Here is a 16630-nt window from a genome sequence, read left to right as displayed (position 1 = left end):
GGATGAAGGGCGTCAGTCGACGCTGATTTCGCCCGTGGCGCCGGTGATGGTCGCAAGCTCATGCTTGGCGAGCTGGCCATCCGACAGGATGATGACGAGGTGGGACTGGACGGAGCCGACGAGTTTGACCGCCTGGAACAGGCGCTCGCGGCCTTCGGTGTCGCGGAGGTGGGAGGCTTCCCACGCCTCCAGGTAGGTCGCTTTGAGCGTGGTAAAGGCTTCGCTCAGCAGCGTGTCATTGATCAGCGCCTCGGCACGCGCGGCGCGCTCGACATCACGGCGCAGTTCGATTTCGTCGGTCATCCGGCGTCACCGCCCAAGCGGACCTGAGGCATTGTCGTGTTGGTGGCCACGCTCATGAAGCCAAGCTCGCGCTTCAACTGCAACTCGGCGGCCGCCTGCTCGCGCTTCAGCATTATCTCGGCGTCGATCTGATAGCGCTTCATCTCCATCTCGGATTGAAGCTGCTTCATCTTCAGTTCGTTGTCGGCCAAAGACTGCTGTTGCTTCATCTGCATCTCGGCCTGGCTCTGCTGCTGCTCGGCCTGGAGCTTCAGCATCTCAGGGCTTGGCGGCTTCTCCGGGGGCTTGTTCTTGGCCGGGTTCTGAACGTAGAGGTCGACGTTCTTGAGCCCGCCAAGCTCAACCCACTTCTTGAGCGAGTTGTACATGTTCTCTGGCTTCACCAGCCCCATCTCGGGCGCCATGATGGCTTTACCCTGGAAGCCAAGCAGCCTGTCGAGGAACGCCATTTGCGCCTCCTTCGAACCACTCCCCAGCCCGACATCAACCGTCAGGTCGTTGCGGGTCTTCCAGTTGCGTGGGTCGACCGTTACCCACTCGCCGCGGAGGCGAACGGTGTTCTCCTGCCGGTCGTGCTTGCGGATTACACCATGCAGGAGGTGGAACATGTCCTTGATGCCCGTCTCGGCAAAGATCCGGGCGATGAGACGCATGCGAGCCTGGGCGGCGGAGTAAACCTTGGTCACGGCGGCGGCGGTCTGGTTCTGCAGTGCGTCGGCGTCGATGCCCTGCCCCTGCCGCGTCACGCCTGTGCGCCACTCGCGGGTGGCATCCATGTATTCCATCATCGGGTAGACGAAATCCCCGATGGGCTGGTTCGGGATCGGGACCAGGCCGCCTGGCTGCTTGGTGCGGACGATGCCGCCGGGGCGGTTGGTGAGCAGGTCGTCAATCGTCTTTGGCCCAGCGTGCGAATCCGCAATCTCCATCCGCTGGTTGTTCGCCATATAGGCGTTGTCCAGCAGCGAACGCTGCAGCGCGGTCTTGATGAGCTGGATGTCCATCACGAGATCAGCGACAGACCGGCCATAGAACCGGTGCGTCATGATGATCGGCGTCATCGACGCGAAGGGCATCATGCTCATCTTGTCGATGGCTGGCTTGCCGCCTCGCATGAGGACCGTGCTCTTCTCGCCGGCCGTAGTGACACGCCAGAGCGCGACCTTGCCGTTGTCCTCATAGTCCATTCGAACGTAGTGCTCGGTGACGCGGATCTGCCGGTTGGCGTCGTTGATGGCGGAATCGGCCGTCGTGTTGGTATCGTCCACCGTATCGCGGGCCATAGCCTCTTCGGTGTCGTCCTCATCACCGGTCGGCAGGCTCTTCACCTGCTCTTCGTCAAAGCCGTCAGCGATGATGTCGGACTGCGAGCGCAGTTCCTCGTGGAAGCAATAGCCGCTGTCCTGGATCGTCTTGGCGCTGCGGGAAATGCCGAAATTCTCGGGTGCGACCACCTCAACCCGCGCGCAGCCATAGTCGCGCTTGTGCGACAACGTCACATCGTGGTTCGTCTGGCCCGTCGCCTCGTCGGGGTTCTCGGTGTGCTCTACGACCTCAATGGACGGGTCGGATACCAGCAGCGAGAACACGTCGTCGGGGACGTTCTGGAATGTCTCTTCCTCTTCCTCTTCGTGCTCCTGCCATGACACTTTGACGACGCCGTTCTTGGAGAGCAGCGCGTCCTTGATGAAGCTGTAGAGGATCAGGAAGCCGGGGTTCTTCTGCATGAAGACATGGTTGACGTAGTCCGTCTCCTGCTCGGCGGCCTGTACGTCGTCCGGCCCAACGGGCTCGAACACCACGACATCCTCACCCGAGGCGAAAATCTCCATGAGCGAGGGCATCAGCCCTTCGACAACGTCAGCGACATCGGTCGATACGGCCTTGGAACGATCAGCAGGCGCCGGCATGTCCTTCGCCATATCGCCCAGGTAGTAGTCCATCGCCTTCGAGCGCTCAGACGACAGCTTGGACGCATTTTCAGCACTGAGAGCGTCAGCGCGCTCGGCCGACAGCATCGCCGTCAGCTCGGTGTCGCTCATCTTCGCCATCAGTAAATCCCCAGGGACGGATATTCGATTGTGCGGTTGAAGTCGGAGCCGCGAGACGGCTCTTCGTAGTCGACGGCCATCAGGCCGAAGGCGTCAGCAGCGTGGGACGACCAGTCGTGATCGGGCCCAAGCCCGACGTTCCGGTTCTCGTCCTTGCGCTCGTGATAGAAGCCGAGGGCATCGCGCCCGGGCTCGGTCGTCGTCTCGTTGAACCAGATCTTCGGGAACACGCGGCGGACCGCTTCAATGCGCATCGCTGCGGCACCGCGGCCGAGGTTCTTGATCACGGTAACGTTGTTGAAGCCGGCGTCGCGGAAGTGGTCTTCGTACCGCTTGCCAGTGATGTTGTTCTCGTTCACGCCGTCATGCGGCAGGCGGATCATCAGCGTTTCATCGTAGCCGCGCCGGCGAAGCTCGGAGACGTAGTAGCCGAGCACCTGACCGACGCCCTCGATGTAGTCGAGCACCATGATCTGCTGCCCGACGAACTGGACGAGCCAGATCGCCATAGCGTCAGCGCTGGCACCGGACCCGCCGAGATCGAAGTAGGCTCGGATTGGCAGGAGTGGGTCGGCAGCAACCTTGCCGATGCGGCCTGCGGCCTTGGCGTCAGACAACACCTTGGCGAAGTACGCACCCTCGAAGGCGCGGACATAGTCACCTTCCCAGATGTGTTCGTATCGGTCGGGGTAGCGCTCCTGATCCAGGCGGCGCTCTGCGTCTAGCTCAGATGGGAACCAAGGGTTGTCGCGCCAGTTCGCCTTTACGACGGCCGCGCCATCCATCCCCTGCCCGCGTAGGAATTCATCCACCGCGTCAGACTTGCGGCGCGGGTTCCACGAAGCCCAAATCTGCGATCCTTCAGCGCGGATCGTCGGGCGGAGCAGCGTGAGGCTGCGAGTTGAAAGGGTTTGCGCCTCTTCGATCCAGGCGCGCTTGAAGCCTTCGAGCGACTTGATGCTCTCGGCCGTGTGGTTCTGCATGCCCTGGAAGATGATCAGGCCACCGCCGGGCGTTTCTATCCTGTCTTCCAACACTCGGAACTGAGAACCGACCCCCATGTTGGAAATCTTGTTCTCGATCAGGCGCTTGCTCGACTGCGCCAGCGTCTTCTGCACTTCGCGGATGCAGACTGCGGCGAGACCGGGCTCAGCCAAGCAATCCTCGACCAGCAGTTCCGCGAAGAAATGCGACTTCCCTGATCCTCGCCCGCCCCATGCTCCCTTGTACCGGGCAGGCGCCAGAAGCGGCGCGAAGACCCTAGGCGTCTCTAGCTGCAGGATCGACAATGGTGCGCCTGATCTCATGGATCAGCGGGGCGTCGGGGTCGCCGGCGATCTGCATGGGCAACACCTTGCCGAGTAGCGACATGAACGGTCCGGGGTTCGCAACGGCCTGTGCGGTCAAGTAGCCGACTAGTCCGCCATCCCGTCCAGCTGCCTCACCCGCTTTCAGGATCGCGTCCTTGAGCAGCGCGGTTGCCGGCGCGACAGCCCCAACGGGCCGGCCAGCGCCATCGCGCTTGCCACCTCGGGCCATGTTTGAATCCTTTGATTGTTTATCGAAAATCAGACGGGGCGTTGAAGCGCCCGCTCTCCGACATTCTCGATATCCTTGGCGATGACGCGCAGCCAGCTTGCGAACTGTTCGTTCGTAAGGCCTGAGGCTATGCGGGCTTGCTCTATGTGGGTGGCAGCGGCGGTGTAGCCGGCGAGAGTTGGCGCGGTGATCAATCTTCAAGCGCCTTGTCCATCAGGCCCATCTTGACCAGCTCAACCGCCCCAATCAGGCGCAGCGGCGATGTGATGTTCCCGATGATCGAGCGGCTGACGGTTTCGTCCCGATAGAGTTCGACGATGCATGTGGCGATTGTCTCGCCGGACCGTGCCCGTTCGAGCGCCCGCTCAAGTGTTGCGATCAGAGCTTCGTCTCGGTCGGCATCTGTCGGAAGCGGCGCGCCGGTGAGGGAGATGACCTCTGCCATGCCGAGCCCCTGAAACGCAAAAAGCCCCGGCTCGCGCTGGGGCTTGAATCTCTGTAGCCGGAAGTCTCCGACCTTCCTTAAACCTGCACTGATTTGCGCATGGTGTCAAGCGCGAGCCCGGATATGGACTCGTCCGATCGCCGCCCTCCCCAGTGCTTCACCTGGTCCTCGCTTCCCTCAGGTATCCCATACCAATCCGCGAGCGCCTTCAACACCCGCCGCAGCATCTTGATCATGTGCGGCGGCCAGTTAGCGGCATCCATGTCGAGGATCACTACGTTTCGCAACGTTGTCTCGACCGGGCGGCCGGTGCGGTCGTTCTGCTGGACCACGCCGATAGCGTTCATGTAGCGGTTGGTTGCCGTCTTCACGGCCTGCATGAACTCCGGCGAATTCTCGGTGTACGTTGCCCGAATGCCAGGCGTGATGCTCTTGTCCCGGTCCTTCTCATCGACCGGTTCCGCCTTCGCCACGAAGTTCCAGCAGCTCTTTGGGTTCGGGTGCGGGATACCGGTGAGGGAGTGATACCTCCACACGTCCTCCGCAAATCGATTCCCGGCCGCGTACAGGCGGTTCGTGATGGCGCCTGCGAGCATGAGCCGTCCTAGCGACGAACCAGCCTCAGCGAGTCCCGCTGTGGATTCTGAGAGGCCATGAACGCGGCGACGTGCATCGAGTACGACCACCTTGGCCTCCTTCTCGGTCATTTGGGCTTCAGTGCGGTATCGGGCGGCGGATCGGGAGAGCGCGCCGGATGGGGTGCGTGGGAGGTCTTCCTTGCGGGTGGCGGCTGCGCGCCGACGTGCGGTGCGCTGTGCTTTGCTGCGTGCCTTCATGATGTGCCCTGTCTGGTGAAAAGGTTTCCTCCCTTTTCGTCGGTCAGGTGGTGGGGTTAGACCCGGTAGAGCAGCCCCCGTTTGACGACTGGCTGGCTGAACAGCGCCTCTCGCATCTCCAACAGTTCGGCCTCGTGAGATGGGAAGCCGCAGTCCCCGTCGAGGTTGGTGTCCTTGCGCAGCATCAGGTCGACGAGCTTCGCCAGCATGACGAGCGTGAACTCCTGTTCGTTCGCTACCTCGCTCATCCCTTCACCTCATCGTGGGAGAGAGCGGCGCGATGGCCGTCGATGTAGCCAGACCTGTAGGTTGCTGCGGCGAAGGTCGGGAGCTTGTGGTTGATCCCATACTGCTCGACATCAGAGGGAACGTGGATCTCGCCAAGGGGGCGATGCATCACATCGAGAATCGCGGTCATTGGCACAATCCAAGACTGCCAGCACTCGTCTATTTTGGCCTCGCGGGCTGCGGGGTCGTTGTACTTCGTGCCGGTGATCGTTGCATCACAGGCAATCCGGCACATGCGCTCCACCATCCCCATCTCGTTGCTCTGGCCTGCCATGGGTTAGGGCTCCGCTAGACGATGATGAAATAGACGAGCCACACGACGAGCGTGGCAAAGAGCGCCAATACGCCCCGAAACAGAAACGTGAACGGCGTGCCGAAGTCGTAGAAGCCGCCACTTGGCGTCGGTTCCGGCAACATCAGGGTGACGCCCCAGATCAGAAGCGTCAGCACCACTGGGATCATCCAAAATGAAAGCGGTATCGAGATTTCCATGCTCGTCTCTCCTGACCATTATGCGGGGGTGTGGGGGATGGCGCCCGTGGCAGTGAGGCCATCGAGCAGTTCTTGTTCCGACATGGTCGGCATGGGGGCCAACGAGCCCTCGTTCTTGGTCGCCAGGCTGTCATTTGGGCTTCCACCAGCGGATATGTGCCGGTCGATGATGGAACGGACTTCCTTGACAGTTAGCGGCTTGCCCGTCGTTGGGTGCGCGAACGCAGCCGGGTCGGCCGCCATGTCGGCATAGGTAGGGGCGCAGCCAGCGCAGAGGTCGCAATCCTCGCACGACAGATACGCGTCGGTTGACCAGATTGGCTTGTCGCACCCTTCGCAGCGCGAATGCGGCTGCCATTCCTGCTCTGCCATGCTCATCGTCCTATGCTGCGGTTGCTGGGATGGGGAGGTCATGCGCCCTACTGAGGTAGTCGATCATTTCGGGCCACGTGGTGAACGCCGCGGACCTGCCGATGTAGCCGGTCTCGGCCGGTCGCTCGTGGAGCACCCAGCCTCCGTTCGATGCGGCCTCGACACGGTATCCAGCCCTAACGTCGATCGGAGTCTGTACGTCTGTAGCCATCTCACTCTTCCTCGTTCAGGCTGCGGTTGCTGTTGCGGCCGGGGGCCATTCGGTGGGGACTACGACGCCGTTGCGCGTCAGCCGTTCGATGGCTCGACGGCGTTCTTCCGGGTCGATCGGCTTCACGACCTTGGCGCGGGTGAGCTTCTGAAGGGCGGCAAGTTCCAGGTTGACCGGGCTCATGCACTCGGTCGCCAGTTCGCGCAGCCGCGCCGTGGACGGCGGGAAGTCCAGCGTCTTGCGATCCACGCCGCTGACGTCGCCCTTGAGCCAGCGTTCGGCGGCGCGCTTGATTGCCCATGCCGGCCGGTCGCTCAGCGCTTCGAGGTAGGTCTTGATCCGCGTCTTTGCCGTGTCGTCGCTGACCGCCGCCGCCGGGTAGCTGGTGAACAGCACAGCCAACACCTGCAGGATCTGGCCGCGGTCATCCGGGCCGGGCGCTCGCCATGCCTCAAGCTGCCTCGTTCGCCCGGAGATCCAGCGTGCGTCCGTCTCCGAAATCGGCGCCGTGATCTCGGCGGTCAGGAAATCCCCGATCATCGAGTTGTTCAGCCTCTTCACGGATTGCGGCCAGGTAAGCGTCGGCTCCGCTCCGGGCTCGGGAAGCTGGCTGGCCTTGACGGTTGCGAGGTTGGTCATCGATCGGCTCCGGGGAAGGCTTCAGTCGCGTGTCGCGGGCTTGAAAGACGGCTTTGGTGAAGTAGCTCCAGGACCGGATTTCCCCCGGGGGCCTCCCGGCGCTTCGGGCCGTGATGGCCGGGATGACGTCGAGATCGAGGTCGCAGCCGCTCTGGACCCAGTTGATGGGGTCGGACAGAGCGAGGAGGCCTGCGGCACCGGCAGGGTTAGCGATAGCCTTGCCTGCTGCTGAGCAAAGACGGCTCATGAGGTCAGACAGGTTCGGGCGCGCAGCGCTCGCGTTCGGTGTTGTTACTTCTTCTTCTGCTTCTGTCTCTGTCTCTGGTGAGTCACCGTCACGTGATGGTGACGTCACTGTGACGACGTCTCCCGCGTTATGGTGAACGTCACGTTGCGCCGAGTGCTTGTCACGATAACGTTTTTGGCGCTCAGCGGATCGGTCGGACTGAAACTGACGGTCGCCCCACTTCGCCACAAAACCCGCATGAAGCCTGCCAAGCTCTTCCAGAGCGACGACAACTCGCTCAATGTCAGCCTGGTCCGCTCGTAGAAAGTAGGCGACCTCGGCGGCGTCCAGTTCGAAGCGTCCATTTTCGTCAATCTCCGCAGCGCTTTCGAGGATAGCCCCCCAGACCCAGACGACGCGCTCGACCGTCTGTTTGGAGCGGATGGCAACGCTGACGAGCTTGTCGTCTCGGGCCATGCCGGCGTAGTGGCGGAACCACCTGCTCATGCCGTCGCTCCTTCTGGCTTCATCCCGCGTGGCAGAGGCAGACCGTTGCGCTTGGCGTGCTGCTGGATGCCATAGATGACGGTCGTGTGGTCGCGGCCGAATGACCGCCCAATCTCCGGCATGCTGTAAGGCGTCGCCTTCGCGCAGAGGTACATGGCCTCATGGCGGGCGGGGACGACCGTTGTCCTTTGTCTGGACCGGCCCACCAGGTCTGCCGACACAAGAAGGTGCTTCGCGGCCGTCTCGCGGATGATGTCGCCAATCGACCGGCGGACGCCGCCCAGGCGAACGTCGATGATGCGGTAGCGTGCGATGGCGTCGGCGCGGTCGACGCTTTGACTGCCCGGGCCGACATCAGCCTTCGCCTCCACGGCTTCAGGCGGTGGGACTACAGCCTTCGGACGGGCCGCGCGCGTGACATGGACGATGGAGGCTACGGTACGCGCCGACAGGGGGAGCCCCGTCGCCATGATTTGATCGATGTCGAGCCCACGAAGCGCCATGCGCTCCACGCGGGCCATGCTTTCGGTCATGTTCATGCTGCTTCCTTCCGCGCGTTCAAGGCGCCCCATTCGATGAGGATCTGAAGGGCCTGATCGATCGAGGCGGCGACGGCGTAAAGCGCGCCGCTCTTCGACACGTCGGCCGCGAAGGCCTTCTGCTCATCAGACGGTCGGCCCTTGGCTGATTTCAGCTCGAGGAATGCAGACCGGCCGCTAGGGAGGACGAGGCAGATATCCGCGACACCCCGGCGAACGCCCATGGCCTTGAGCCGGGCGCCGGTGGCCTTGGAACGGGCCTCGCCATTCGGGCAGTGGAAGTAGACGACACCAGGCGCGGCGGTCAGCTTGAGGTGCTGGATCACAGCGCGTTGGATCGATTCCTCGGACACTGGGCGCGGGTCGCGCAGGCTGATCGCATGCATGGTCATGGCTGGATCTCCGAGCGCTTGGGAAACGGGCGACTGCGCATCGGGTGCGCGGATTTGTAGATGCCGAGATGCTTCTGGCGGATGCGCTCGACCTTTGCCTTTTCGGCCACGTCGCGCGCTGTCTTCTCTCGGTGCTTGACGCGCAGGACGGGGGCGAGATTGCTCTCTCGATTTTCGCCACCGTTGCAGAGCGCGATTTTGTGATCTGTGTCCCACTCTTCGCCGGGCATGATCTTCCGGTCGGCCAAGTAACAAACACCGCCGTGCGCATCGTAGACGCGCCTTTGGACACGCGGCGGGACTGGCGTATCGTCGGTCTTGCCGATCCATTCGGGGACTGCGCGGCTCATGCTGCGTCCCTCTGCTGTTCGGCCCATTCGTCGGACCAACGAACGCCGTGACGGTCGCCATACTCCTGCATGTACGTGATGAGGTCGGCCATCTGACGAACGGTCAGGCGCGATGAGCGGAAGCCGAGAGGGAACGGTCCGGAGCCATCAAGGCCCTCGGCGAATTTCACCTGGTGACCAAGCGCATGCATGAACGCGCATTTCCAGGTCTCATCCGCCCATTGCCGTCCTTCAGGCTTAGAACGGCTGACGTCAGCGAGCATGGCCCACATTTTGTCGTTCTGGGCGTCACTGCGCTTGGCTTCCTTGACCCGGACGACAGCATTGGCCGGGGCCTTGTCGATGAGCTTCTTGGCGAAAGCGCGCTGTACGTCGCCGCGCAGAATGACGGTCTGGGCCATGGTGCGCTCCTAGAACGGGATATCGTCGTCGAGATCGGCCGCATAGTTGCCAACGGCCGAGGGCTGCGCGGCGGGTTCCTGCTGACGGCCCTCACCGTTGCCGGCCGCGCCGTCGAGCAACGTCAGCTCGCCACGGAAGCGCTGAAGAACCACCTCGGTCGAGAACTTCTCGACGCCTGCCTGGTCGTTCCACTTTCTCGTCTGGAGCTGGCCCTCAACGTAAAGGTTCGAGCCCCTCTTCAGGTATTGCTCGGCAATCTTGGCAAGGTTCTCATTGAAAATGACGACCCGGTTCCACTCCGTCTTTTCCTTGCGCTCGCCCGACTGCTTGTCGCGCCAGCTTTCCGAGGTCGCGACGCTGAGCGTCACCACCTTGTCCCCGTTGTTCATGCTGCGAACCTCGGGGTCACGGCCAAGCCGGCCTACCAAAATGACCTTGTTTACGGATCCAGACATTATGCAGCCTCGCTGAGGGTCAGTGGTTTGGGCAGGGTCTTGCTGTGTGCGGCGTACGCAACTCGGATGTCTTCTTGCTGCGCAGCAGGCAACGTCTCGATTTCAGCGGCCTGCTTCGCGCCCCAGGCTTTCAACTCGGCGCGGGTGGCCGCTTGCTTCAGGGCGAATAGGATCGTCTCGACAACCGTGCGGTCTTCCGCGTCGTCGAAGGGCGTCCCCGCGTCAGCCGCCGGTGCGGGCGCAGGTGCTTTGCGGGGGGCGACCGAGCCGGGGAGGATCTTGGCGAGCTTGGCATACTCGCCATCGGCGATTGCGTAGCTGCGGCCGGCGGCACGCAGTTCAACCCAAGGCCCTTCGACGTCGTACAGATACCGGCCGATGCCCCATTTCACGGCCGCGCGCTTGAACGCGTCGGAAATGGCGCCCTTCTCTGCCTCGACGTCGGAATCACCCGCGCCGTCAGCCTTCGTGACCCACTCGCCGTCGATCTTGACGGACAGGTAACAAACCGTGCGCGGACCGTGGAACTCGTAGCGGTCTTGCCAGCCGGCACCGCCGCACACCTGATCAAGGCGGGCCATCACGTCGCGAGCGTCGATGTAGGCGAGCGCAAGGCCCTTCTTCTTGTCAGCGGTTGTGGATCCTACGCGCCAGGAAACTTTGGCCGGGGGGAATGGGCTGGCGAGATCCTGAAGAATGTCCATCAAAGCACCTTCTCGTCGGTGATGGTGACGCCGGGGATGGTCTTCATGCCGGCAGCAACTTCGCGCCGAGCCAAGTCGGCAAGGAAAGCCAGAAGCTCGGCATTGCGGTTCGACCAGACCCACTTGGCGAAGGCGTTGGCGTCGGTGACCTCGCCCTTCCAGACCGTGCGGAGGCCGATGGCGCGGGTGCCGCCCTTGGCGTGGGCCTTGGCGCTCTCGGCGCGGTTGGCGTCTGCCTCGGACTGCTTGGCCTGCGTCAGCAGAGCTTCGGCGGCCACACGGGCTTCGAGATCCGGCTCGCCCTGACGAGCGGCGCGTATGGCCTCGACAGCGGCAGCGGCTTCCTCATCGGCCTTGCGGCGGGCTTCGACAGCAGCAGCGCGCTGTTCATCGTCCTTCTTGCGCAGCCACGGGGCGAGCGCGGCCTTGGCCGTTTCGATGGCCAGCACCGCCGCGCCCTTGACCGACTTGGTGTCGGCTATCAGCGGGGCATAGCGCGCCTGGACCTCGGCCTTGCCGTCATCGAACGGCTTGTTCTCGGCAACGCGGCGCTCGTCAGCCGTCTTGATCTCCTTGCGGAGCATGTCGATCAGCTTCGAGACAGCCTCGGCGTCGGCCTCGCTCTGGACACCAGAGCCGTCGAGCCAGTTCGAAGCCTCCATGACGAGGTCGCCAATGGCGGAAGCCGAGAGGTCGAACGGCGTCGGCTCCGGCGGGTTGTTCGCGCCGATCTGCTCGCGGAGGGGCATGGCGATGACCGAATTCGCCGGCCCGGCGAGAACGGCGCTCATGCTGCATCTCCGGTCAGGGTGTCGATATCGAGCCGAGCGTGATGCAGATACCAGCGGGCATCCGCGACGCGGCGGGCGGCGGTGGCCTGGTACTCGGCGCTAGACGTCGGCCACTGGCGGGCCATCCGCTGCCAGTCAGCAGCCGAGCGGCGGGCCGAGCCAGCGGCGTCGATCATCACGGCGATGGAAGTGCGAAGTCTTGATTTGCGGGTCATTTCGGCTTCCTCCACGAAGCTGAGAAAAGGGTCAGGCTGCTCGCGCGGGACGCGCGCCTACGCGAGGGGCGGCCAAAGCGGCGGAATACATCGCGACGATTGCCTCGCCGGTTTCGACCGCTTCGGCGTTGTTTTCGAGCGCGCGCTGATGCCGGAAAGACTCGCGCAAACGCTTGGTGTCGAGCCCGTTGGACGAGGCTTCGGCGAACAATTCCTTGGAGTCAGCAGCGGTCGCCGCCTTCTCGTCCTCAAGCCGGGCCCAGCGGTCGTAGATCGACTGCACCAGGGCGACGGAGAAGTTCTGGGGCTCGTCACTCATCGGCCTGCTCCGACCTGTCGAGACGAGCGGCCACCCATGGCGCGATCCACCGGATGAGCCCCCGGTCGAACTGAGCCATCTTCAGGGCCACGAAAGTCCGGGGCTTGAATAAGAAGGGCTTCGAGCCGCTTGATCCGCTGTTCCAGTTCAATGAATTCATGTTGGGCCTCCCGAACGAGTTTGTTTTCAGCGGCCCGCCGAATGCGGTCCATCTCATCAGCCCGGATGGTCCGTGCTTCCTGGCGCCAGATATCTTCGGCCCGGCTCGGCTTAAGGCCGGCGAGACGGGCGGCTCGATTGATCGCTTCTTTGACCGTGTCACCCACGGGCCGCGGCTCAGCGACGGTCCGAAGGAGAGACGCGGCTTCAGCGCACGCAGACATGTTGGTGGCCTCCAATTTCTCGGGACGTATTTCCGAGCGCTCGGTGAGAAATTCCGACAATTGAGTCTCCTGACCTGACACGTTGGGGTTGCGAGACACCCGCTGTGACAAGGTCAGGAGATCGGAACGATGGATGGCGAACCACGAGGCCCACCAACGAGAAGAACCTGAGGACCGAGCGTTTCCAGGAGAGGTGCGCACGCCCGGCCCTCAGATCAGCGTCGTTTCGGACGCGGACGGGGATTGGGTTTCGCTCGGAGCATTGGCCGCGACTGTTGTGAGTGGGCTGATGCTTCGACGAGCGAAGGGGGTGGGGCGACGACCGCAGGGGGAGGAAGCCCACGGTCGTCGCCGCCGTATTGCCGAAACGATGGGAGGGGACCATCTCGGCAATCTGGAATGAAGGGGCGGCGCTCATACGGCGTCGCTCAAGTTGGAGTAGTCGTCATCAGGTCGGCGACCAAAGCGACGGCGGGCCGAGATGATGACCTCGGGCAGCACCGCCAGCATGAGAAGCCCGCCGACAGCTGCGAGTATCCACCAAGGGGTGTTCATGATGCCGCTCCGTTGAGGGGGAGAATCTTGACCTTGTCGGCCAAGTGGCGGGCGATCTGCTGAACGCACTCCCCGACACAATTACTGCAGACGAAAACACCATCGGTGTTGCTCGACTTGATCATCATGGGGACCTCATCAAGCGGCGTGAGGCAGAACGAACAGGTGATACCGGTGTCGCTCATGATGCCCTCGCCTGGTCGACCAGCCAGTCGGGGAACCCGACCTTGCCGCCGGTGATCTCACTGATCAGCTGGATCGTCGCGACGTTCGGCACCCGCTGGCCATAACGCCACTTGCGGACGGCGAACTCGGAAACCCCGAGCTGAGCGCCGAAGGCCTTCTCATCGATTTTGTTGTCCGAGAGGTACGATGTGAGTTTCATAACTCAACATATACCCAAATTGGGGATGGAGCGCAAGTGATAAAGTACCCGAAACGGGGCGCGACATTTCTTCGGCGTCGCGTCAATGTCCCCACCATGGGAAACAACCTCAAACACCTCCGTGAGCGCGAAGGCTGGTCTATCGAAGCGGCCGCAAACCACTTCGGCCTGTCGCGAAGCGGGTACCAAAAGCTCGAGCGCGGCGAGCGCCGGCTGACCGACCAATACATAGCTAAGGCGGCCAGTGTTTACGGCGTGCCAGAATCCATTGTGATTGCTGAACAAGTGCGCGTTAGACTGGTCGGGTTCGTCGGGGCGGGCCACGAGATGCATCTATATGCGGACGGCGATGACCTAGCTGAGGATGTGCAATCCCCTCCTGACGTGACGGCGAGCACCGTCGCTGTGCGGGTAAAGGGGGAGTCAATGGCCGACCACATAGAGGACGGGTCGATCCTGTACTTTGATGACAGGAGAGACGCGCCTTCAGATGAATTCATCGGGCGTCTATGCGTCGTCGAATTAAAGGACGGCCGCGTTCTAGTCAAAAAGCTCGCCAAGGGCAGTGCGCCGGGGCTCTGGCATCTTCTTTCTACCAACGCGGCGCCAATGTTTGATCAGCCGGTGATCTGGGCAGCTCGGGTAACCTGGATCCGCCCAGGTTGAGAACTCACCGGGTGCACTGAAGCAAAGCATTTACTCCGAATTGAAGCCGGGGCCGGTCACAACCGCCCCGGCATTTTTGTGTTCCCACGAACTATACCCAAATTGGGGTTGACATCGTACCCATACTGGGAATACAAGTAGGCCATCAGCAAGGGGCGGCCTTGAAACCCCTCCCCTGAAGCAACCCCAGAACGGAGGTCGCCATGTAGCTGATGCCCGGAACACCGGGGAGGCCGCCGGGCTCGCAACCGGCCTCCCCATCCAGATTGATGGAGGAACGCAGATGAGTGACCCCTGCAACTGCATCGAGGCCGTCGACGAAAAGCTGAAGGAGCGCAACACACAGCTCTCTAAAGCACTGGTGTTCTCACAACCGGCCGGTGAGCGCCTGATGATCGCGACCGAGGTCGTGGAGAAGAAGCGCGGGGCGCGAGCGACCGTGATGTTCCCGAGCTTCTGCCCGTTCTGCGGGATCAAGTACGCCGCCTAAGCCCCTGCCCATTGCTGGCTGTCTCACGGCGGCCAGTCTTGGCAAGTGGCTTTGGAACCAAGGAGCTAGATGATGCCCCGCCATGAAATCCCTACGCCTGATGATCTGGTCGCAGCGCTGCAGTCTGCAGGCTCCGATCTCATCTTGGCCGCCGGCATGGTCTTCAACGAGGACGTGAATAACTGCCCCCCGCCGGCGGACGCGCTTCACCGCGCCAACATCGCCATCGGCAACGCTCGGGACGCCATCAACGCGTTCGAGCGCTCCCGCCGCCTCATCGCCGCCTAGCCCCTCCCAACAGCGAGACACGCAAATGTCCAGCATCGACACGAAGACCATCGATCGTATCAAGGCACTGCGTCGCGAAGCTGCAAATTTTGAGGGCTTCCATGCCCTCTACGCGACGAAGTACGCCCCGGATAGCAATTGTGACAAGAAGGGTTTCGGCTTCGGCCGGGACGACCGCTACTCCGCGTTCAAGATCGGCGTCTCATTCGATAGCTGGTCTGGGTACTACGGCAACAGCAGCTGCGGCCGGATTATGAACGTCCAGCACCAAGACGTTGTGGCCCCGTATCTCACCAAGGCGCTCAACGAGCACCAGAAAACGATCTTCGCCACGGTAGGGCGGCTGATGCGTGAGGACGCCGCTCGCCTGACAGGTGACGCCGCAGCGGAGGTGGCCGCGATCCAGCAGCTGCTCGCCGACGCTCAGGCCGACCTCGCTATCGAGGAGGCCGCATAATGTCCACGCAGAGCGACCGCCTCAATTTGATCCAGCACAACACTGCCAGCCTTCGGAACACCCTGCTCGCCATTGAGCCGAGCGCGGCCTACACCGACGGCGACAAGAGCGATGGTGCAGCCAAAGCTGCGCGCGATATCGTTCTTCTGGGCCATGATTTCGACCGCGCCCTCTCCGGCTATATCGCAGGCGTCGAGGCAAATTTCGGCAAGCTTACTCCCCCGTTCCACGCTGAGATCAAACGCTGCTTTGCCGGGCTGATGTCCGATGTGGTGGCCCGTGCATTCTCGGACCTCTCGACGCGCCTCGGCGAAGAAGTTGAGTACCGCGCCCCCTACGCCGCCGAATACCTGAACAACCAGACGCAAGGCGTCCGCACCGGAAGGGCCGCGTGATGGCTGATCGCATCGAAGACGGCGGGTCGGCGGACGTTGGGCGCGATCTGGTCGACAAGCTGACCGTGAAGGCCGCGATGATCAACCTCGGCGAAAAGATCGACTGGGGTTCGGAAACGGACCTGATGCACGAAGCCGCCGCCGAGATCATCCGCCTGCGCGCCCTTGTCACCAGCTCGGAACAAGACCGCTACCGCGTATGTGCTGAACTGGTTCTTCAGTTGGAGCAGGCGCGCGCGGAGAACGCCGGGATGCTGGAGGCGCTGGAGTTCTACGGCGACGAAACGGCGTGGAACCAGCCGCCGGTGAAGACGCACGCAGGTCTGCTTGGCATCGAATACGAAAACCAAGCATCGAAGGTCCAGAAGGACCGAGGCCGCCTTGCCCGTGCAGCCATCTCCCGCGCCCGTCAGATTGGCCTCTCTGTCGGGAGGGCTGAGGCATGAGCAGGACCTGTCTTTATTGCGGCAAGTCATTTGTAGCCCGCCACCCAAGCCAGAAGTTCTGCGGCAAGACGGCGTCAGGTCGGCACATCTGCAAGGACCGCTTCCACAATCGTGAGCAGTTTCGGGCTGATCGTCCGGACCCGCTGGATGCCTATGAGCGGTACCTAGACACGGTTCACCCCTTCTCTTCGGAGGCATTCGAACAATGACCGTACCAGCAATCTGGGCAGACCCCGACGGGTTGGTTGAACGGCTAGAGATCCGTGCCGCATTCGCCCGTGAAGAGTGCACTGCGACGGCGACCGTCGATGCCCTGTACTTCGAGGAGGCCGCCGCCCGCATCGCCGAGTTAGAGGCTGAGATTGCGCGCAAGGATGACGCGCTGCGCGGGCTGACATCTGAGGTCGGCGCTCTTGGTGCATTTGCCCTTGAGATCCGCATGATCGCCGGTTCCACGAACTACGCCTGCCTTATGCAGCGCCGGGATGA

The 16630-nt window shown here is 62.6% G+C and carries 33 protein-coding genes; 7 read left to right on the top strand and 26 right to left on the bottom strand.

Annotated elements, in window-relative coordinates; all coding sequences use genetic code 11:
* Positions 1-12: 12 nt before the first annotated feature.
* From OSH12_RS24575 to OSH12_RS24450, 26 genes are all read right to left on the bottom strand, one after another.
* The gene (locus tag OSH12_RS24575) at positions 13-303 is read right to left on the bottom strand and encodes a hypothetical protein (protein ID WP_266346285.1); all 291 of its coding nucleotides are present in this window, start codon (positions 301-303) and stop codon (positions 13-15) included.
* A complete protein-coding gene (locus OSH12_RS24570) occupies positions 300-2354 on the bottom strand; it encodes a portal protein (RefSeq protein WP_266346284.1) in 2055 nt (684 codons plus the stop codon). Before OSH12_RS24570 ends, OSH12_RS24575 begins: the two co-directional genes overlap by 4 nt.
* Positions 2354-3643, bottom strand: coding sequence for a PBSX family phage terminase large subunit (locus OSH12_RS24565; protein ID WP_266346283.1), 1290 nt, complete (start codon positions 3641-3643; stop codon positions 2354-2356). Before OSH12_RS24565 ends, OSH12_RS24570 begins: the two co-directional genes overlap by 1 nt.
* Positions 3615-3893, bottom strand: coding sequence for a hypothetical protein (locus OSH12_RS24560; RefSeq protein ID WP_266346282.1), 279 nt, complete (start codon positions 3891-3893; stop codon positions 3615-3617). The genes OSH12_RS24565 and OSH12_RS24560 overlap by 29 nt, the downstream gene beginning before the upstream one ends.
* A gap of 29 nt (positions 3894-3922) precedes the next feature.
* Positions 3923-4087 (bottom strand): hypothetical protein, encoded by a 165-nt coding sequence (locus OSH12_RS24555; protein WP_266346281.1) that lies wholly within the window; start codon positions 4085-4087, stop codon positions 3923-3925.
* On the bottom strand, positions 4084-4338 hold the full coding sequence (locus OSH12_RS24550; RefSeq protein WP_266346280.1) for a hypothetical protein: 255 nt from the start codon (positions 4336-4338) through the stop codon (positions 4084-4086). The genes OSH12_RS24555 and OSH12_RS24550 overlap by 4 nt, the downstream gene beginning before the upstream one ends.
* A 77-nt stretch (positions 4339-4415) precedes the next feature.
* A complete protein-coding gene (locus tag OSH12_RS24545; protein WP_266346279.1) occupies positions 4416-5045 on the bottom strand; it encodes a hypothetical protein in 630 nt (209 codons plus the stop codon).
* A 185-nt stretch (positions 5046-5230) separates the two neighbouring features.
* On the bottom strand, positions 5231-5422 hold the full coding sequence (locus tag OSH12_RS24540) for a hypothetical protein (RefSeq protein WP_266346278.1): 192 nt from the start codon (positions 5420-5422) through the stop codon (positions 5231-5233).
* Positions 5419-5736 (bottom strand): hypothetical protein, encoded by a 318-nt coding sequence (locus OSH12_RS24535; RefSeq protein WP_266346277.1) that lies wholly within the window; start codon positions 5734-5736, stop codon positions 5419-5421. The genes OSH12_RS24540 and OSH12_RS24535 overlap by 4 nt, the downstream gene beginning before the upstream one ends.
* 14 nt (positions 5737-5750) lie before the next feature.
* Positions 5751-5915, bottom strand: coding sequence for a hypothetical protein (locus tag OSH12_RS24530; RefSeq protein ID WP_266346276.1), 165 nt, complete (start codon positions 5913-5915; stop codon positions 5751-5753).
* A 57-nt stretch (positions 5916-5972) separates the two neighbouring features.
* Complete coding sequence (locus OSH12_RS24525; protein ID WP_266346275.1) at positions 5973-6326, bottom strand: hypothetical protein; 354 nt, start codon at positions 6324-6326, stop codon at positions 5973-5975.
* Positions 6327-6552: 226 nt separating this feature from the next.
* Positions 6553-6933 carry a DUF2264 domain-containing protein gene (locus tag OSH12_RS24520; protein ID WP_266346274.1) on the bottom strand — a complete coding sequence of 127 codons (381 nt, stop codon included), beginning with the start codon at positions 6931-6933 and terminating at the stop codon, positions 6553-6555.
* A 55-nt stretch (positions 6934-6988) separates the two neighbouring features.
* A complete protein-coding gene (locus tag OSH12_RS24515) occupies positions 6989-7909 on the bottom strand; it encodes a hypothetical protein (protein WP_266346273.1) in 921 nt (306 codons plus the stop codon).
* Positions 7906-8448, bottom strand: a complete 543-nt coding sequence (locus tag OSH12_RS24510; protein ID WP_266346272.1) for a helix-turn-helix domain-containing protein — start codon at positions 8446-8448, stop codon at positions 7906-7908. The genes OSH12_RS24515 and OSH12_RS24510 overlap by 4 nt, the downstream gene beginning before the upstream one ends.
* Positions 8445-8840 (bottom strand): VRR-NUC domain-containing protein, encoded by a 396-nt coding sequence (locus tag OSH12_RS24505; RefSeq protein ID WP_266346271.1) that lies wholly within the window; start codon positions 8838-8840, stop codon positions 8445-8447. The genes OSH12_RS24510 and OSH12_RS24505 overlap by 4 nt, the downstream gene beginning before the upstream one ends.
* Complete coding sequence (locus OSH12_RS24500; protein WP_266346270.1) at positions 8837-9190, bottom strand: HNH endonuclease signature motif containing protein; 354 nt, start codon at positions 9188-9190, stop codon at positions 8837-8839. Before OSH12_RS24500 ends, OSH12_RS24505 begins: the two co-directional genes overlap by 4 nt.
* Positions 9187-9591: a recombination protein NinB gene (locus tag OSH12_RS24495; RefSeq protein WP_266346269.1), complete on the bottom strand. Its 405-nt coding sequence runs from the start codon at positions 9589-9591 to the stop codon at positions 9187-9189. The genes OSH12_RS24500 and OSH12_RS24495 overlap by 4 nt, the downstream gene beginning before the upstream one ends.
* 9 nt (positions 9592-9600) lie before the next feature.
* Complete coding sequence (gene ssb / locus OSH12_RS24490) at positions 9601-10047, bottom strand: single-stranded DNA-binding protein (protein WP_323180725.1); 447 nt, start codon at positions 10045-10047, stop codon at positions 9601-9603.
* Positions 10047-10751: a Rad52/Rad22 family DNA repair protein gene (locus tag OSH12_RS24485; protein WP_266346268.1), complete on the bottom strand. Its 705-nt coding sequence runs from the start codon at positions 10749-10751 to the stop codon at positions 10047-10049. The genes ssb and OSH12_RS24485 overlap by 1 nt, the downstream gene beginning before the upstream one ends.
* Positions 10751-11542 (bottom strand): hypothetical protein, encoded by a 792-nt coding sequence (locus OSH12_RS24480; RefSeq protein ID WP_266346267.1) that lies wholly within the window; start codon positions 11540-11542, stop codon positions 10751-10753. Before OSH12_RS24480 ends, OSH12_RS24485 begins: the two co-directional genes overlap by 1 nt.
* Positions 11539-11757 carry a hypothetical protein gene (locus OSH12_RS24475; protein ID WP_266346266.1) on the bottom strand — a complete coding sequence of 73 codons (219 nt, stop codon included), beginning with the start codon at positions 11755-11757 and terminating at the stop codon, positions 11539-11541. The genes OSH12_RS24480 and OSH12_RS24475 overlap by 4 nt, the downstream gene beginning before the upstream one ends.
* Positions 11758-11788: 31 nt before the next feature.
* The gene (locus OSH12_RS24470) at positions 11789-12076 is read right to left on the bottom strand and encodes a GapR family DNA-binding domain-containing protein (protein ID WP_266346265.1); all 288 of its coding nucleotides are present in this window, start codon (positions 12074-12076) and stop codon (positions 11789-11791) included.
* Positions 12073-12519, bottom strand: a complete 447-nt coding sequence (locus tag OSH12_RS24465; RefSeq protein WP_266346264.1) for a hypothetical protein — start codon at positions 12517-12519, stop codon at positions 12073-12075. The genes OSH12_RS24470 and OSH12_RS24465 overlap by 4 nt, the downstream gene beginning before the upstream one ends.
* 354 nt (positions 12520-12873) lie before the next feature.
* A complete protein-coding gene (locus OSH12_RS24460; protein WP_266346263.1) occupies positions 12874-13014 on the bottom strand; it encodes a hypothetical protein in 141 nt (46 codons plus the stop codon).
* Positions 13011-13199, bottom strand: a complete 189-nt coding sequence (locus tag OSH12_RS24455; RefSeq protein WP_266346262.1) for a ClpX C4-type zinc finger protein — start codon at positions 13197-13199, stop codon at positions 13011-13013. Before OSH12_RS24455 ends, OSH12_RS24460 begins: the two co-directional genes overlap by 4 nt.
* Positions 13196-13399 carry a helix-turn-helix domain-containing protein gene (locus tag OSH12_RS24450; RefSeq protein WP_266346261.1) on the bottom strand — a complete coding sequence of 68 codons (204 nt, stop codon included), beginning with the start codon at positions 13397-13399 and terminating at the stop codon, positions 13196-13198. The genes OSH12_RS24455 and OSH12_RS24450 overlap by 4 nt, the downstream gene beginning before the upstream one ends.
* 96 nt (positions 13400-13495) lie before the next feature.
* Here OSH12_RS24450 and OSH12_RS24445 point away from each other — a divergent pair, with 96 nt between their 5' ends.
* From OSH12_RS24445 to OSH12_RS24415, 7 genes are all read left to right on the top strand, one after another.
* Complete coding sequence (locus OSH12_RS24445; RefSeq protein ID WP_266346260.1) at positions 13496-14065, top strand: XRE family transcriptional regulator; 570 nt, start codon at positions 13496-13498, stop codon at positions 14063-14065.
* Between the two features lie 283 nt (positions 14066-14348).
* On the top strand, positions 14349-14555 hold the full coding sequence (locus tag OSH12_RS24440) for a hypothetical protein (RefSeq protein WP_266346259.1): 207 nt from the start codon (positions 14349-14351) through the stop codon (positions 14553-14555).
* Positions 14556-14624: 69 nt separating this feature from the next.
* A complete protein-coding gene (locus OSH12_RS24435) occupies positions 14625-14843 on the top strand; it encodes a hypothetical protein (RefSeq protein ID WP_266346258.1) in 219 nt (72 codons plus the stop codon).
* 25 nt (positions 14844-14868) lie between these two features.
* The gene (locus tag OSH12_RS24430; protein ID WP_266346257.1) at positions 14869-15300 is read left to right on the top strand and encodes a hypothetical protein; all 432 of its coding nucleotides are present in this window, start codon (positions 14869-14871) and stop codon (positions 15298-15300) included.
* Entirely contained in the window at positions 15300-15695 is a 396-nt protein-coding gene (locus OSH12_RS24425) for a hypothetical protein (protein ID WP_266346256.1), read from the top strand. Before OSH12_RS24430 ends, OSH12_RS24425 begins: the two co-directional genes overlap by 1 nt.
* Entirely contained in the window at positions 15695-16141 is a 447-nt protein-coding gene (locus OSH12_RS24420; RefSeq protein WP_266346255.1) for a hypothetical protein, read from the top strand. The genes OSH12_RS24425 and OSH12_RS24420 overlap by 1 nt, the downstream gene beginning before the upstream one ends.
* 205 nt (positions 16142-16346) lie before the next feature.
* On the top strand, positions 16347-16630 hold a 284-nt coding region (locus tag OSH12_RS24415; protein ID WP_266346254.1), incomplete at its 3' end, for a hypothetical protein.

Origin of the sequence: Kaistia terrae (assembly GCF_026344005.1) — a bacterium.
Taxonomy (GTDB): domain Bacteria; phylum Pseudomonadota; class Alphaproteobacteria; order Rhizobiales; family Kaistiaceae; genus Kaistia; species Kaistia terrae.
The sequence above is the reverse complement of the archived record's forward strand: the minus strand, read 5'-3'. Positions and strand labels throughout refer to the sequence as shown.

What these genes read in the sequence shown, in the direction of transcription:
- OSH12_RS24575 (WP_266346285.1), bottom strand. Translation starts at nt 303, where the DNA reads ATGACCGACGAAATCGAACTGCGCCGTGATGTCGAGCGCGCCGCGCGT.
- OSH12_RS24570 (WP_266346284.1), bottom strand. Translation starts at nt 2,354, where the DNA reads ATGGCGAAGATGAGCGACACCGAGCTGACGGCGATGCTGTCGGCCGAG.
- OSH12_RS24560 (WP_266346282.1), bottom strand. Translation starts at nt 3,893, where the DNA reads ATGGCCCGAGGTGGCAAGCGCGATGGCGCTGGCCGGCCCGTTGGGGCT.
- OSH12_RS24550 (WP_266346280.1), bottom strand. Translation starts at nt 4,338, where the DNA reads ATGGCAGAGGTCATCTCCCTCACCGGCGCGCCGCTTCCGACAGATGCC.
- OSH12_RS24545 (WP_266346279.1), bottom strand. Translation starts at nt 5,045, where the DNA reads ATGACCGAGAAGGAGGCCAAGGTGGTCGTACTCGATGCACGTCGCCGC.
- OSH12_RS24540 (WP_266346278.1), bottom strand. Translation starts at nt 5,422, where the DNA reads ATGAGCGAGGTAGCGAACGAACAGGAGTTCACGCTCGTCATGCTGGCG.
- OSH12_RS24535 (WP_266346277.1), bottom strand. Translation starts at nt 5,736, where the DNA reads ATGGCAGGCCAGAGCAACGAGATGGGGATGGTGGAGCGCATGTGCCGG.
- OSH12_RS24525 (WP_266346275.1), bottom strand. Translation starts at nt 6,326, where the DNA reads ATGGCAGAGCAGGAATGGCAGCCGCATTCGCGCTGCGAAGGGTGCGAC.
- OSH12_RS24515 (WP_266346273.1), bottom strand. Translation starts at nt 7,909, where the DNA reads ATGAGCAGGTGGTTCCGCCACTACGCCGGCATGGCCCGAGACGACAAG.
- OSH12_RS24510 (WP_266346272.1), bottom strand. Translation starts at nt 8,448, where the DNA reads ATGAACATGACCGAAAGCATGGCCCGCGTGGAGCGCATGGCGCTTCGT.
- OSH12_RS24505 (WP_266346271.1), bottom strand. Translation starts at nt 8,840, where the DNA reads ATGACCATGCATGCGATCAGCCTGCGCGACCCGCGCCCAGTGTCCGAG.
- OSH12_RS24500 (WP_266346270.1), bottom strand. Translation starts at nt 9,190, where the DNA reads ATGAGCCGCGCAGTCCCCGAATGGATCGGCAAGACCGACGATACGCCA.
- OSH12_RS24495 (WP_266346269.1), bottom strand. Translation starts at nt 9,591, where the DNA reads ATGGCCCAGACCGTCATTCTGCGCGGCGACGTACAGCGCGCTTTCGCC.
- ssb (WP_323180725.1), bottom strand. Translation starts at nt 10,047, where the DNA reads ATGTCTGGATCCGTAAACAAGGTCATTTTGGTAGGCCGGCTTGGCCGT.
- OSH12_RS24485 (WP_266346268.1), bottom strand. Translation starts at nt 10,751, where the DNA reads ATGGACATTCTTCAGGATCTCGCCAGCCCATTCCCCCCGGCCAAAGTT.
- OSH12_RS24480 (WP_266346267.1), bottom strand. Translation starts at nt 11,542, where the DNA reads ATGAGCGCCGTTCTCGCCGGGCCGGCGAATTCGGTCATCGCCATGCCC.
- OSH12_RS24475 (WP_266346266.1), bottom strand. Translation starts at nt 11,757, where the DNA reads ATGACCCGCAAATCAAGACTTCGCACTTCCATCGCCGTGATGATCGAC.
- OSH12_RS24470 (WP_266346265.1), bottom strand. Translation starts at nt 12,076, where the DNA reads ATGAGTGACGAGCCCCAGAACTTCTCCGTCGCCCTGGTGCAGTCGATC.
- OSH12_RS24460 (WP_266346263.1), bottom strand. Translation starts at nt 13,014, where the DNA reads ATGAACACCCCTTGGTGGATACTCGCAGCTGTCGGCGGGCTTCTCATG.
- OSH12_RS24455 (WP_266346262.1), bottom strand. Translation starts at nt 13,199, where the DNA reads ATGAGCGACACCGGTATCACCTGTTCGTTCTGCCTCACGCCGCTTGAT.
- OSH12_RS24450 (WP_266346261.1), bottom strand. Translation starts at nt 13,399, where the DNA reads ATGAAACTCACATCGTACCTCTCGGACAACAAAATCGATGAGAAGGCC.
- OSH12_RS24445 (WP_266346260.1), top strand. Translation starts at nt 13,496, where the DNA reads ATGGGAAACAACCTCAAACACCTCCGTGAGCGCGAAGGCTGGTCTATC.
- OSH12_RS24440 (WP_266346259.1), top strand. Translation starts at nt 14,349, where the DNA reads ATGAGTGACCCCTGCAACTGCATCGAGGCCGTCGACGAAAAGCTGAAG.
- OSH12_RS24435 (WP_266346258.1), top strand. Translation starts at nt 14,625, where the DNA reads ATGATGCCCCGCCATGAAATCCCTACGCCTGATGATCTGGTCGCAGCG.
- OSH12_RS24430 (WP_266346257.1), top strand. Translation starts at nt 14,869, where the DNA reads ATGTCCAGCATCGACACGAAGACCATCGATCGTATCAAGGCACTGCGT.
- OSH12_RS24425 (WP_266346256.1), top strand. Translation starts at nt 15,300, where the DNA reads ATGTCCACGCAGAGCGACCGCCTCAATTTGATCCAGCACAACACTGCC.
- OSH12_RS24420 (WP_266346255.1), top strand. Translation starts at nt 15,695, where the DNA reads ATGGCTGATCGCATCGAAGACGGCGGGTCGGCGGACGTTGGGCGCGAT.